This is a genomic window from Curtobacterium sp. PhB137 (assembly GCF_003814955.1).
In the GTDB taxonomy this organism is placed as follows: domain Bacteria; phylum Actinomycetota; class Actinomycetes; order Actinomycetales; family Microbacteriaceae; genus Curtobacterium.
Map to the genome: position 1 here is coordinate 728,476 of NZ_RKQO01000004.1, position 12,297 is coordinate 740,772.

A 12,297-nucleotide genomic window follows, 5' to 3' on the forward strand; every position below is an offset into this window, starting at 1 on the left:
CGCGCCGGCCGGGAGTCGCGACCAGTCGAGGGGACCCGTCCGCGCACGGTTCGGGGGCGGGAGCGCGGCGCGGGTAGCATTTCCCCCGACCCCCACGACCATCGGAGCCGCACCCGCATGACCGACGAGACCGCCACCACCGACACCGCGATCGCCGACGCCGCCGCACTGGCCGAGCAGGAGACCAGCGAGCAGCGACAGGTCCGGCTCGACAAGCGCGCGAAGCTGCTCGAGTCCGGCATCGAGGCGTACCCCGCCGAGCTCCCGATCACGACGACGATCCCGGCGGTCCGCGACCAGTACGCGCACCTCGAGACCGGCGAGGAGACGCAGGACGTCGTCGGTGTCGCCGGCCGCATCGTGTTCTCGCGCAACACCGGCAAGCTCTGCTTCGCGTCGCTGCAGTCCGGCGACGGCTCCCGCATCCAGGCGATGGTGTCCCTGGCCGAGGTCGGAGACGAGTCCCTTGCACGCTGGAAGGAGTTCGTCGACCTCGGCGACCACGTGTTCGTGCACGGCCGTGTGATCTCCTCGCGCCGCGGTGAGCTGTCGATCATGGTCGACGAGTGGGCGATCGCGGCGAAGGCGATCCTGCCGCTGCCGAACCTGCACAACGAGCTGAACGAGGAGACGCGGGTCCGCCAGCGCTACCTCGACCTCATCGTCCGCGACGAAGCACGCGCCACCGTCCGCGCCCGCGCCGCCGTGATGTCCTCGCTCCGTCAGACCTTCACCGAGCACGAGTACCTCGAGGTCGAGACGCCGATGCTGCAGACCCAGCACGGTGGCGCCTCGGCTCGTCCGTTCGTGACCCACTCGAACGCCTTCGACATCGAGCTCTTCCTGCGCATCGCGCCCGAGCTCTTCCTGAAGCGCGCGGTCGTCGGCGGCATCGACCGGGTGTTCGAGATCAACCGGAACTTCCGCAACGAGGGTGCCGACTCGTCGCACTCGCCCGAGTTCGCGATGGTCGAGGCGTACCAGGCGTACGGCAACTACGAGCAGATGGCCGACCTGACGCAGGAGCTCGTGCAGCGCGCTGCGCGGGCCGTGACCGGCGGCTCGCTCGAGGTCACCCTGCCCGACGGCAGCACGTACGACCTCGGCGGCGAGTGGCCGCGCATCGACATGTACGGCTCACTGTCCGAGGCAGCCGGTCGCGAGATCACCCCGGAGACCCCGCTGTCCGAGCTGCAGGAGCTCGCCGCTGCCGAGGGCGTCGAGGTCGCGCACGCCACGCACGGCAAGTACGTCGAAGAGCTCTGGGAGCACTTCGTGATCGACTCGCTCGACCGCCCGACGTTCGTGATGAACTTCCCGGTCGACACCTCGCCGCTCACCCGCGAGCACCGCACCCGACCGGGCATCGTCGAGAAGTGGGACCTGTACGTCCGCGGCTTCGAGCTCGCGACGGCGTACTCCGAGCTCGTCGACCCGGTCGTGCAGCGGGAGCGCTTCGTCGAGCAGGCGAAGCTCGCAGCCGGCGGTGACCCCGAGGCGATGCGCGTCGACGAGGAGTTCCTGCGGGCCCTCGAGCACGCGATGCCGCCGTCGGGTGGCATGGGCATGGGCGTCGACCGCCTGCTCATGGCGATCACCGGCCTCGGCATCCGCGAGACGATCCTCTTCCCCCTGGTGAAGTAAGTCCCGGTTCCCCGGGGTACGATGCTCCGGTGCCGCATGGAGTCGTGACCGGGATCATCTTCGCCCTGACGCCGACCATCGTCGTCGGCCTCATCTTCTGGTTCGTGATGCGCGCCATCATGCGGGCCGACCGCACCGAGCGTGCCGCGTACGCCAAGGTCGAGGCCGAGGAGCGTGCCCGGTTCGAGCGCGAGCACGGCGTCCCCGCGCCGGCACCGGCCTCGGCCGAGTAGCGCCGCCCGACCCAGTCCTGTCCGAAGGCCGTCGCCCCATCGTGGGCGGCGGCCTTCGACGTCGGTGCCCCCTGGACGGCTGTGCGCCCTCGACCGGTCACGCGCCGTTCACCTCGCCGTCGCGCGCCGGGGTGAGCATCGTCCGCATGGCAACCACACACCCCTTCACGGGTCGCAGCCTCGTCGGTGACATCGAGAGCGAGTACGACGAGTTCGACCGAGACGCCGACCTCGAGGCGTCCAAGCGCCGGGACGGGTGGCTCGAACCCTCCTGGTGACCCCCACCCACTCGGTTTTCGGGGTACGACCACCGGATCGCATCGATCCGGCCGGACGTACCCCTTTTGCATGTCCGGAAGGCGCGGCGGTGCGGGGTACAGGTTCGGAAACGCGTGAGAAACACTCCTGCAACGCCGGAAACATCACGTCATACCCTTGATCCGCGGCAGTTCGGGGGACCACACTGGCAGCATCGCTGTACCCCACGGGGGACGGTTTCGATGACGAAGCACGGAGATGCCTGAGAATCATTCCGATCGGTTTGTGGGGTACACCTCCGGACCGCTTTACTCGTGAACACCCCAAGCAGCACCCAGAAGCAACACCCCCAGCACCACCGCACGAAGCCATCACCGCCGAACGCAGGGAGCAACACCATGACGATCGCACCGGCTGCACCGAGCACCACCCGCCGCGCCACCACGAAGAAGGCAGCGGCATCGAAGACCCAGGGCGCCGAGTCCGCGACGACCTCCCTCGACACCGAGGTCGAGGCCGACGAGCAGCTCGCTGGCGTCCGCGGTGCCTCCGTCGACCAGGTCGGCGACTACCTGCGCCACATCGGTCGCCTCTCGCTCCTCACCGCCGAGGAAGAAGCGCAGATCGCCCGTCGCATCGAGGTCGGTCTGTTCGCGGAAGAGAAGCTCGCGACCGAGAAGGGTCTCGCGAAGACCCTGCAGCGCGAACTCCGCTGGCTCGTCCGCGACGGTGAGCGCGCCAAGGAGCGCATGATCACCTCGAACCTCCGACTGGTCGTCAGCATCGCGAAGCGCTACTCGCAGCGTGGCCTGCCGTTCATGGACGTCATCCAGGAGGGCAACCTCGGCCTGGTCCGTGCGGTCGAGAAGTTCGACTTCACGCAGGGCTACAAGTTCTCGACCTACGCCACCTGGTGGATCCGCCAGGCGATCTCGCGTGGTCTCGCCGACAAGGCCCGCACGATCCGCATCCCGGTCCACACCGTCGAGCTGATCAACAAGATCTCCCGCACCGAGCGTGACCTGACCGTCGACCTCGGCCGCGCGCCGATGCCCGACGAGGTCGCCGCCGAGCTGAGCATGACGGTGGAAGAGCTCGTCGACCTCAAGGGCCGCTCGCACGAGCCGGTCTCGATCCACACGGTGGTCGGCGACTCGGACGACAGCGAGCTCGGTGACTTCATCGAGGACGAGGACGCTGCGTCCCCGAACGAGCTCACCGAGACCACGCTCCTGCACCGCGACATCCGTTCGATCGTCGCCGAGCTGCCGAGCGAGGAAGCCAACGTGATCCGCATGCGCTACGGCCTCGACGACGACAAGCCGATGACGCTCGACGAGATCTCGAAGATCGTGCACACGACCCGCCAGGCCGTCAGCCGGGTGGAGTCGCGCGCCAAGCTGCGCCTGTTCGCCAAGGCGGTCTCGCAGGACATGCAGCTGTACCTGACCGACTGAGGTCAGCAGGCTTCGGCCGGCGCTCGCGTCGGCAGGGGAACCCGGGTCGGTCTGTGGGAAGACGATCCGGTGGGGTGATGGGAAGGCCCGCTCGAGCACTGCTCGAGCGGGCCATTCACGTTCGTGGGCACCGGACGCTTGCCCGGACCGCTACTGGTCGAGTTCGCGCCCGAGCTTCTGCCGCAGATCGCTCGGGATCAGCTCGATGAGCTGGTCGGGCCGGACCGGCAGGTCGAGCAGGCTCAGCTTCACCCGACCGGTGCGTCCGTGCCGCTCGGCGTCGAGTCGCACGACGCTGCCGGCGTCCTTGCGGAGGCGGACGTCGATCTGCGCTCCGGTGGCGACCTCGCCGACGACGAGCCCGTCGACCTCGAGTGCGGCGCTCCTGGTGCCCTCCGCGATGTCGAACCGGTAGCGCTCGCGGGCGGCGAGCACCACGGCGCGGTCGATGCCCGCCATCGGGGCGACCGGGGTGACGACGGACCCGGAGAGTGCGGGGGAGAGCACCGGGCCACCCGCGGCGTAGTTGTACGCGGTGGAGCCGGCCGGGGTCGCGGCGACGATGGCGTCGGCGCGGTAGTAGCCGTAGCCGAGCCCGCCGACACTGAGGTCCGCCGACACCTGGCCGGAACCGGGGCGCCGCACGATCGTCAGGTCGTTGAAGGCCAGGTAGTCCGTGCGCGCGCCGCTCCAGGACAGGCGGGCCTCGAGCGCGTGGTGCGGCTCGAGCTGGTACTCGCCGGCCGACAGTCGGTCGAGCGCGGCTTCGAGCTCCGGAGGTTCGATCTCCACCAGGAACCCGACGTTGCCGTAGTTCACGCCGAGCACCGGCACCGGACGCTTCGCCACGAGTCGCATCGCGCCGAGCATGGTGCCGTCGCCGCCGAGGGCCACGACGAGGTCGACGCGTGCGGTGAAGTCGTCGTCCTCCACCGCGGTGATGCCCCCGCCGATCCGCTGTGCATCGGCTCGGCGGGCGACGAGCTCGCCCCGGCCGGACGCGTTCCATCGCTGCAGGGTCGTGACGGACTCCTGCACGTTCTTGGTCGGGTGGACGACGAGGCCGACGACGGGCTGATCCATGACCGGATGGTACCGAGCCGCGCTGAACCGAGGGGTGTTGAATTGCCATCGCATGCGATATTCTGAATACATGCAGATCGCTCAGCTGTCCGTCGCCCTCCCCACCGTCCGGCAGGGTCGCGAGATCGTGCTGCTCGCCGACCTCGAGTCCCACGAGACGGGCTTCGGCTTCGTCGACGCGGAGCACCTCCTGCTCGCCTCCGTCACCCTCTGCAGCGGGATGCCCCGGTTCCGCCCGATCCTCGACGCGCACGGCGTGACCCCAGAGGCCGTCCGCTCCGAGATCAGCGTCTTCGTCGGTGCGCGGGCCGCGTGCCCGGACGAGCACGACCGGGTCGCCTGCACCCCGGCGGCCGCCAGGGTCCTCGCACGAGCAGCCGTCCTCGCCGGTCCGGCCGAGCGCGTGCGCCCGGTGCACGTCGTGCTGGCCGTCCTCGACGGCGTCGACGACCCCTTCATGGGCTCGGCGCACGACGTCCTCGACGCCCTGGGCGTCGAGCCGCGCCGCTTCCGGCGCGCCCTGCGCCGGGCAGCGCGCCGCGCCTGAGACGCGACGGAACACCAGACGGGAGGCCCGTGGCGGACGCCGCCACGGGCCTCCCGTCGTCTGTTCCGTTCGCTCACTGCGCACATCGCGCAGTGAGGTCACGCCCACGGCGAACAGGGGCAGCCCGCACGGGGAGCGCTGGTTACTCTCGGAGTACGTGACCGGACTCAGACGAGACCGGACCAGCTGTCGGCTCCGTCAGAAAGGGCCAAGGGAGAGCACATGTTCGAGAGATTCACCGACCGAGCCCGTCGTGTTGTCGTCCTCGCTCAAGAAGAAGCGAAGATGCTCAACCACAACTACATCGGCACCGAGCACATCCTCCTCGGCCTGATCCACGAGGGCGAGGGCGTTGCTGCCAAGGCGCTGGAGTCGCTCGGCATCTCGCTCGACGCCGTCCGCGAGCAGGTCCAGGACATCATCGGCCAGGGTCAGCAGCAGCCGACCGGGCACATCCCGTTCACGCCGCGTGCCAAGAAGGTGCTCGAGCTGTCCCTGCGCGAAGCGCTGCAGCTCGGCCACAACTACATCGGTACCGAGCACATCCTGCTCGGCCTGATCCGCGAGGGCGAGGGCGTCGCAGCCCAGGTGCTCGTGAAGCTCGGCGCCGACCTCAACCGGGTCCGCCAGCAGGTCATCCAGCTCCTGTCCGGCTACCAGGGCAAGGAAGCGGTCGCCGTCGGCGGCGAGCAGCAGCAGAACGCGCAGCAGGGTTCGCAGGTCCTCGACCAGTTCGGTCGCAACCTCACCCAGGCCGCGCGCGACGGCAAGCTCGACCCCGTCATCGGGCGCGAGAAGGAGATGGAGCGGGTCATGCAGATCCTCTCCCGCCGCTCCAAGAACAACCCCGTCCTGATCGGTGAGCCCGGCGTCGGCAAGACCGCCGTCGTCGAGGGCCTCGCCCAGGCGATCGTCAAGGGCGACGTGCCCGAGACGCTGAAGGACAAGCAGCTCTACTCGCTCGACCTCGGATCGCTCATCGCCGGGTCCCGCTACCGCGGTGACTTCGAGGAGCGCCTGAAGAAGGTCACGAAGGAGATCCGCACCCGCGGCGACATCATCGTCTTCATCGACGAGATCCACACGCTCGTCGGTGCCGGTGCTGCCGAAGGTGCGATCGACGCCGCATCGATCCTCAAGCCCCTCCTCGCCCGCGGTGAGCTCCAGACCATCGGTGCCACCACGCTCGACGAGTACCGCAAGCACTTCGAGAAGGACGCCGCACTCGAGCGTCGCTTCCAGTCGGTGCAGGTCAACGAGCCGTCGCTGCCGCACACGATCAACATCCTCAAGGGCCTGCGCGACAAGTACGAGGCGTTCCACAAGGTGTCCATCACCGACGGTGCGATCGTCTCGGCCGCCAACCTGGCGGACCGCTACGTGCAGGACCGCTTCCTGCCGGACAAGGCCATCGACCTGATCGACGAGGCCGGCGCACGCCTGCGCCTCTCGATCCTGTCGGCGCCCCCGGAGCTCCGCGAGTTCGACGAGAAGATCTCGACGGTCCGTGGGTCGAAGGAAGCCGCCATCGAGGAGCAGGACTTCGAGAAGGCAGCCAGCCTGCGTGACGAGGAGAAGAAGCTCCTGGGCGAGCGACTCCGCCTCGAGAAGCAGTGGCGTGCCGGTGACGTCGCCGCGTCCGGCACCGTCGACGAGGGCATCATCGCCGAGGTCCTGGCGCAGGCCACGGGCATCCCGGTGTTCAAGCTCACCGAAGAGGAGACCTCGCGTCTCGTCTTCATGGAGAAGGCACTGCACCAGCGCGTGATCGGTCAGGAAGAGGCCATCTCGGCCCTGTCCAAGACCATCCGCCGGACCCGTGCCGGTCTGAAGGACCCGAACCGCCCCTCGGGCTCGTTCATCTTCGCCGGGCCCACGGGTGTCGGCAAGACCGAGCTCGCCAAGGCGCTCGCCGAGTTCCTGTTCGACGACGAGGGCGCACTGATCTCCCTCGACATGTCGGAGTTCGGCGAGAAGCACACCGTCTCGCGTCTGTTCGGTGCCCCTCCCGGGTTCGTCGGGTTCGAGGAGGGCGGCCAGCTCACCGAGAAGGTGCGCCGCAAGCCGTTCTCCGTGGTCCTGTTCGACGAGATCGAGAAGGCCCACCCGGACATCTTCAACTCGCTGCTGCAGGTGCTCGAGGAAGGCCGTCTCACCGACGGTCAGGGCCGCGTGGTCGACTTCAAGAACACCGTCATCATCATGACCACGAACCTCGGTTCGCAGGGCATCGCCGGTGGCCCGGTGGGCTTCCAGGTCGAGGGTGACTCGGCCGTCGGCTACGACCGCATGCGCGGCAAGGTCAACGAAGAGCTCAAGAAGCACTTCAAGCCGGAGTTCCTGAACCGCGTCGACGACACGATCGTGTTCCCGCAGCTGTCGCAGCCCGAGCTGCTGCAGATCGTGGACCTGTTCGTGAAGCGTCTGGCGGACCGTCTGCTCGACCGCGACATGACGGTGGAGCTCACCCTCCCCGCCAAGGAGCAGCTCATCAAGGTCGGGTTCGACCCGTCCCTCGGTGCACGCCCGCTGCGTCGCGCGATGCAGCACGAGGTCGAGGACCAGCTGTCCGAGCACATCCTGCAGGGTGAGCTCACCGCCGGTGACCACGTCAAGGTCGACTTCGTCGACGGTGCGTTCCACTTCGAGACCGGGCGTCAGCCGGGCCGCGAAGAGGTCCTCGCCGGCGCAGCCGCGGTTGAGACCGCGACCGACGCGCCCCAGGGTGAGATCGAGTCCTAGGACACGACACCAGACAGACGGGAGGCCCGGTGCCAGCTGGCACCGGGCCTCCCGTCTGTCCGTGTGCGGACGTGTCAGGCCGTGATCACGCCTGCACGTCGCCGCGCCAGCCCGTATCGGTCGGAGCCGACTCGACGCGCTCCTTGTAGTTCTGCAGGTCCTTCTTGATGGCGTGGCCACCGACGCCGACCGCAGCGCCGAGCTTCTCGAGGAAGCCGGACGGCTCCCAGTCGATCTGCGCGGTCACGCGCGTCTCGTCGTCGGAGAGCTTGTGGAAGGTGACGACGCCGGCGTGGTCGGTCTCGCCGTCCTTGACGGTCCAGGCGACACGCTCGTCGGGGTGCTGCTCGGTGATGACGGCGCGGAACTCGCGCTCCTGGCCGGCGACCTTCACGGTCCAGTCGGTGGTCTTGTCGTCGACCTGGACGATCTTCTCGACCTCGTCGAGGAAGTGCGGGAACTCCTCGAAGCGGGTCCACTGACCGTACGCTGCGGAGACGGGGACGTTGACGTCGACGGTTTCGATGATCTGAGGCATGGTGTGGACGGTAGGCGGCCGCGCCTGGGCGCAGTACAGCGGGATGTCCCCCGGAGCGGTCGGCTGCCGCTCGTCCACGCGCGGCTATGGTTGTCGGGATGACAGAGCACGGGAAGCACGCGTTCCACGAACGTGACGAGCACGGGATCCTGGTGCGTCCGGCACTCGCCTCGGACGTCCCGCACATCCAGCGGCTCATCGCCCCCTACGTCGACCGGCGCATCCTGCTCGGCAAGGAGAACGTCGCGCTCTACGGCTCGATCCAGCAGTTCCGGATCGCCGAGGGCCCAGACGGCGTCCCGATCGGCTGTGGTGCCCTCGCCGTCTTCTGGGACGACATCGCCGAGGTCCGCACGCTCGCCCTCGACGCCGACTGGATCCACAAGCGCGTCGGACACCGGATGCTCGAGGCGCTCGAACACGACGGCCGTGAACTCGGCGTCGCGCGGATCTTCTGCCTGACGTTCGAGGTCGACTTCTTCGCGAAGCACGGCTACCTGGAGATCGGCGAGCAGGTCGTCGAACCGGCGGTCTACGCCGAGCTGGTGCGGTCGTCGGACGAAGGGGTCGCGGAGTTCCTCGACCTCGCCCGGGTCAAGCCGAACACCCTCGGCAACACCCGCATGCTGAAGATCCTCTGACGCTTTCGCGCGGCACCCGGCGGGGGTCCCGCACCGGGCATCCGCGGTTGTCTACCCTGTGCGCATGTCGTCGTTGCGTCACCCCGTCGGGCCCGAGAAGCCGGTCGTGTACTGGCGCCGTCGTGCAGCCGTGCTCGGCGCGCTCGTGATCATCATCGTGGTGGTCGTGCTCATCGTCGTCGGACGAGGGAGCGCGTCGACCCCGACGGCAGCGCCCACGTCCTCTCCGTCCGCTTCGGCCCCGGCTTCGGCCGGTGGTGCGTCGTCCGCTGCCCCGTCCCGTTCGGCGTCGGCATCCGCGTCGGCGTCTGGGTCGGGCGCTGCCGACGGGTCGACGTGCAGCAAGGACCAGGTCGTCCTGACGCCCGTGCTCGACAAGGAGGCGTACGGCCCCACCGAGGACCCGAAGATCGCCATGTCGATCAAGAACACCGGCACGAACTCGTGCCACCTCGACCTCGGGTCAGCGCAGCAGGTGCTGACGATCAGCTCGGGCGAGGAGCAGTACTGGTCGTCGAAGGACTGCCAGACCGGCGGCACGAACCAGGACGTCACGATCAAGTCCGGGCAGACCCTGACCACGCCCGCGATCGCTTGGGACCGCACCCGGTCGTCCACCACGACGTGCGATGCGTCCCGCCCGGCGGTGTCGGCCGACGGGGCGAGCTACCACCTGCAGGTCGCGGTGGGGAACCTCGAGTCGAAGGCCTCGGTGCAGTTCATCCTGCAGTGACCGGCTCGCGCGGGGGTGCGCGGTTCGGGCCCGCGGAACCAGGTTCCGGACACGGCACCACGTGGATCCGCGGTGCTGTGTCCGGAACCTGGTTCCCGGAGCGCGGGAGACCCTGGGGACAGCAAACGGCCCCGCCGTCCAGAGGACGACGGGGCCGTTCGAAGCTGATGTGATCAGCCGAGGACGGTGATGTTCTCCGCCTGCGGGCCCTTGCGGCCCTCGGTGATGTCGAACTCCACCTTCTGGTTCTCCTCCAGCGACTTGTAGCCGTTGCCGGCGATCGCGGAGAAGTGCGCGAAGACGTCAGCGCTTCCGTCGTCCGGGGCGATGAAGCCGAAGCCCTTTTCGTTGTTGAACCACTTGACGGTACCGGTAGATGCCATGATGGCGTTTCCTTAGCTTTCTTGCGTTCCGCCATGGTGCGATCGCACCTGCGGAGCCCCGACGTACGTCGACGGGGGTGATGCGCCACGCGGGCAGGTGCCGGCGGGACGGGTTCGGGGTCAGGCCTGATGGCCAGTGACCCTGGTAGTCCGAGTTGAGGGGCAAACCACCTCGCTCGAACGTTGAGCGCCGCCGAAGCGGTTCCATCAGGCTAGCGTGCTCTGGGCCGACTGGCTACCCGTGCGTCACTGAACGACGAAAATCTGGTGGAATTGCTCAGATGGCAGACAAGGAACAGCGCTTCCGGAGTGAACAACTCGAGGAAGCCCTCGCGAAGCAGGACGTCGCTGCGGTGGCGTTCGCGCTGCGCAACGACATCGTGATCGTCCCCCGGCTCGTGACCGGCAAGAAGGACATGCAGGTGCGGGTCTTCGGGCGCGAAGGCTCTGAACAGCGCATCCTGCTGCTGTTCTCGTCGGCGGACGCCTACACGGCGATGGTGCCGGACGAGAAGATCCGGCAGGTAATGGTCTACGACGGACCGCGGCTCGAGGAGTTCCTCGACGCCCACCTCGACATGCTCGAGGGCGTGTTCTTCGACATCGCCGGGCCGAACACCATGCAGGCGACCCCGGGGGACCTGCTGGCCGCATTGCGCGCTTAGGCGATCAGAACGCGCGGTCGAGCTCGCGCTCACGGGCCGACTGCGTCATCGAGAACGCCACACGCAGTGCTTCGCGCAGATGCCCGGAGTCCGAGCCGAGCACCGTCGTGAACCCGAGGCGGGTGGCCTCGTTCACGCGCTGCTTCGTGCCCGTGGCCGGACGGATCTCGCCCGCCAGGCTGATCTCGCCCACGGCCGCGAGCGTGTGCGGGTACGGGCGGTCTCGTGCCGCACTCGCCAGGGCCAGTGCGATCGCCAGGTCGGCTCCGGGTTCGGTGAGCTTCATGCCGCCCACCGTCGAGACGTAGACGTCGGCATCGGAGAGCTTGAGGCCGGCTCGGCGCTCGAGCACCGCGAGCAGCATCGCCACGCGGGAGGCATCGACGCCGTTCACGACCCGACGTGGCTGCGGCGCGGAGCTCGGGACGATGAGCGCCTGGACCTCGACCGGGAGCGCCCGGCGGCCCTCGAGCGCGACGGTCACGCACGTGCCGGAGACCGGGGTTGCGTTCTTGGACATGAAGAGGCCGCTGGGGTCGGGGACCTCGTGGATGCCGTCGCCGCCCATGTCGAAGCACCCGACCTCGTCCGTGGGGCCGAAGCGGTTCTTCAGTGCCCGGACGAAGCGGAGCGCGGTCTGCCGGTCGCCCTCGAAGTGGCAGACGACGTCGACCAGGTGCTCGAGCAGGCGTGGCCCGGCGATCGTGCCGTCCTTGGTGACGTGGCCGACGATCAGGACGGGGAGGGCGCGGTCCTTCGCGATGCGGATCAGGGTCGAGGCGACCTCGCGCACCTGGGACGTCCCACCCGCGATGCCGTCGATCGAGCTGGACGAGATGGTCTGGACGGAGTCGGCGATGAGCAGGTCCGGCTTGACCTGGTCGATCTGGCCGATGATGACGCCGAGGTCGACCTCGCTCGCCAGGTAGAGGTCGTCGTGCATCGCCCCGGTGCGCTCGGCGCGGAGCCTGACCTGGTCGACGGACTCCTCCGCGCTGACGTAGAGGACGCGCTTGCCGGAGGCCGCCGCGCGCGAAGCGACCTCGAGCAGGAGCGTGGACTTGCCGACACCGGGTTCGCCGGACAGCAGCACCGCAGCGCCGGGGACGACCCCGCCGCCGAGCACGCGGTCGAACTCGCCGATGCCGGTCTGCCAGCGCTGCACCGTCGTGCCGCGGGCCTCGGTGATGGGCCGTGCCGCTCGGGCGCCCGTGACGGCGACGGCCGCGGTGCCACGTGTGCTGGCCGAGACCGCCGAGGAGTCCTCGACCGTGCCCCAGGTCTGGCACTCGCCGCACCGGCCGACCCACTTGACACTGGTCCAGCCGCACTCGGTGCATCGGTAGAGGGACTGCGGGCGCGCCATGTCGTCG

13 protein-coding genes are annotated in these 12,297 nt (G+C 68.8%); 9 read left to right on the forward strand and 4 right to left on the reverse strand.

The features are described from left to right. Window positions 1-117 precede the first annotated feature (117 nt). From lysS to EDF28_RS03900, 4 genes are all read left to right on the forward strand, one after another. Window positions 118-1,644, forward strand: a complete 1,527-nt coding sequence (gene lysS / locus EDF28_RS03890) for a lysine--tRNA ligase (RefSeq protein ID WP_123937227.1) — start codon at window positions 118-120, stop codon at window positions 1,642-1,644. Window positions 1,645-1,673: 29 nt separating this feature from the next. Next, on the forward strand, window positions 1,674-1,877 hold the full coding sequence (locus tag EDF28_RS03895; protein ID WP_111086942.1) for a hypothetical protein: 204 nt from the start codon (window positions 1,674-1,676) through the stop codon (window positions 1,875-1,877). A 146-nt stretch (window positions 1,878-2,023) separates the two neighbouring features. Then, the gene (locus tag EDF28_RS19490; protein WP_258373406.1) at window positions 2,024-2,155 is read left to right on the forward strand and encodes a hypothetical protein; all 132 of its coding nucleotides are present in this window, start codon (window positions 2,024-2,026) and stop codon (window positions 2,153-2,155) included. Window positions 2,156-2,533: 378 nt separating this feature from the next. Beyond that, window positions 2,534-3,592 (forward strand): sigma-70 family RNA polymerase sigma factor, encoded by a 1,059-nt coding sequence (locus tag EDF28_RS03900; protein ID WP_123294550.1) that lies wholly within the window; start codon window positions 2,534-2,536, stop codon window positions 3,590-3,592. A 150-nt stretch (window positions 3,593-3,742) separates the two neighbouring features. Here EDF28_RS03900 and EDF28_RS03905 read toward each other — a convergent pair whose 3' ends face one another. Further along, window positions 3,743-4,675 (reverse strand): NAD(+)/NADH kinase, encoded by a 933-nt coding sequence (locus EDF28_RS03905; protein WP_111086944.1) that lies wholly within the window; start codon window positions 4,673-4,675, stop codon window positions 3,743-3,745. 70 nt (window positions 4,676-4,745) lie between these two features. Between EDF28_RS03905 and EDF28_RS03910 the strand changes: the two genes are divergently transcribed. Continuing rightward, the gene (locus EDF28_RS03910; protein ID WP_185021088.1) at window positions 4,746-5,222 is read left to right on the forward strand and encodes a Clp protease N-terminal domain-containing protein; all 477 of its coding nucleotides are present in this window, start codon (window positions 4,746-4,748) and stop codon (window positions 5,220-5,222) included. 222 nt (window positions 5,223-5,444) lie between these two features. Continuing rightward, window positions 5,445-7,964 (forward strand): ATP-dependent Clp protease ATP-binding subunit, encoded by a 2,520-nt coding sequence (locus EDF28_RS03915; protein WP_123294552.1) that lies wholly within the window; start codon window positions 5,445-5,447, stop codon window positions 7,962-7,964. 85 nt (window positions 7,965-8,049) lie between these two features. On the opposite strand, the gene EDF28_RS03920 is transcribed toward EDF28_RS03915, so the two are convergent. Next, the gene (locus EDF28_RS03920) at window positions 8,050-8,502 is read right to left on the reverse strand and encodes an SRPBCC family protein (protein ID WP_123294553.1); all 453 of its coding nucleotides are present in this window, start codon (window positions 8,500-8,502) and stop codon (window positions 8,050-8,052) included. 98 nt (window positions 8,503-8,600) lie between these two features. Here EDF28_RS03920 and EDF28_RS03925 point away from each other — a divergent pair, with 98 nt between their 5' ends. Beyond that, window positions 8,601-9,143 (forward strand): amino-acid N-acetyltransferase, encoded by a 543-nt coding sequence (locus EDF28_RS03925; RefSeq protein WP_173170102.1) that lies wholly within the window; start codon window positions 8,601-8,603, stop codon window positions 9,141-9,143. Between the two features lie 64 nt (window positions 9,144-9,207). After that, window positions 9,208-9,876 carry a hypothetical protein gene (locus tag EDF28_RS03930; protein ID WP_123937228.1) on the forward strand — a complete coding sequence of 223 codons (669 nt, stop codon included), beginning with the start codon at window positions 9,208-9,210 and terminating at the stop codon, window positions 9,874-9,876. 173 nt (window positions 9,877-10,049) lie between these two features. On the opposite strand, the gene EDF28_RS03935 is transcribed toward EDF28_RS03930, so the two are convergent. Next, window positions 10,050-10,259 carry a cold-shock protein gene (locus EDF28_RS03935; RefSeq protein ID WP_017887662.1) on the reverse strand — a complete coding sequence of 70 codons (210 nt, stop codon included), beginning with the start codon at window positions 10,257-10,259 and terminating at the stop codon, window positions 10,050-10,052. 281 nt (window positions 10,260-10,540) lie between these two features. Here EDF28_RS03935 and EDF28_RS03940 point away from each other — a divergent pair, with 281 nt between their 5' ends. After that, window positions 10,541-10,924: an SseB family protein gene (locus tag EDF28_RS03940; protein WP_123937229.1), complete on the forward strand. Its 384-nt coding sequence runs from the start codon at window positions 10,541-10,543 to the stop codon at window positions 10,922-10,924. 4 nt (window positions 10,925-10,928) lie between these two features. On the opposite strand, the gene radA is transcribed toward EDF28_RS03940, so the two are convergent. Then, complete coding sequence (gene radA, locus EDF28_RS03945) at window positions 10,929-12,290, reverse strand: DNA repair protein RadA (protein ID WP_123294558.1); 1,362 nt, start codon at window positions 12,288-12,290, stop codon at window positions 10,929-10,931. Window positions 12,291-12,297 lie beyond the last annotated feature (7 nt).

Bases quoted from the DNA above. Each gene is read 5' to 3' on its own strand.
- lysS (WP_123937227.1), top strand. From the start codon at position 118: ATGACCGACGAGACCGCCACCACCGACACCGCGATCGCCGACGCCGCC.
- EDF28_RS19490 (WP_258373406.1), top strand. From the start codon at position 2,024: ATGGCAACCACACACCCCTTCACGGGTCGCAGCCTCGTCGGTGACATC.
- EDF28_RS03900 (WP_123294550.1), top strand. From the start codon at position 2,534: ATGACGATCGCACCGGCTGCACCGAGCACCACCCGCCGCGCCACCACG.
- EDF28_RS03905 (WP_111086944.1), bottom strand. From the start codon at position 4,675: ATGGATCAGCCCGTCGTCGGCCTCGTCGTCCACCCGACCAAGAACGTG.
- EDF28_RS03910 (WP_185021088.1), top strand. From the start codon at position 4,746: ATGCAGATCGCTCAGCTGTCCGTCGCCCTCCCCACCGTCCGGCAGGGT.
- EDF28_RS03915 (WP_123294552.1), top strand. From the start codon at position 5,445: ATGTTCGAGAGATTCACCGACCGAGCCCGTCGTGTTGTCGTCCTCGCT.
- EDF28_RS03920 (WP_123294553.1), bottom strand. From the start codon at position 8,502: ATGCCTCAGATCATCGAAACCGTCGACGTCAACGTCCCCGTCTCCGCA.
- EDF28_RS03925 (WP_173170102.1), top strand. From the start codon at position 8,601: ATGACAGAGCACGGGAAGCACGCGTTCCACGAACGTGACGAGCACGGG.
- EDF28_RS03930 (WP_123937228.1), top strand. From the start codon at position 9,208: ATGTCGTCGTTGCGTCACCCCGTCGGGCCCGAGAAGCCGGTCGTGTAC.
- EDF28_RS03935 (WP_017887662.1), bottom strand. From the start codon at position 10,259: ATGGCATCTACCGGTACCGTCAAGTGGTTCAACAACGAAAAGGGCTTC.
- EDF28_RS03940 (WP_123937229.1), top strand. From the start codon at position 10,541: ATGGCAGACAAGGAACAGCGCTTCCGGAGTGAACAACTCGAGGAAGCC.
- radA (WP_123294558.1), bottom strand. From the start codon at position 12,290: ATGGCGCGCCCGCAGTCCCTCTACCGATGCACCGAGTGCGGCTGGACC.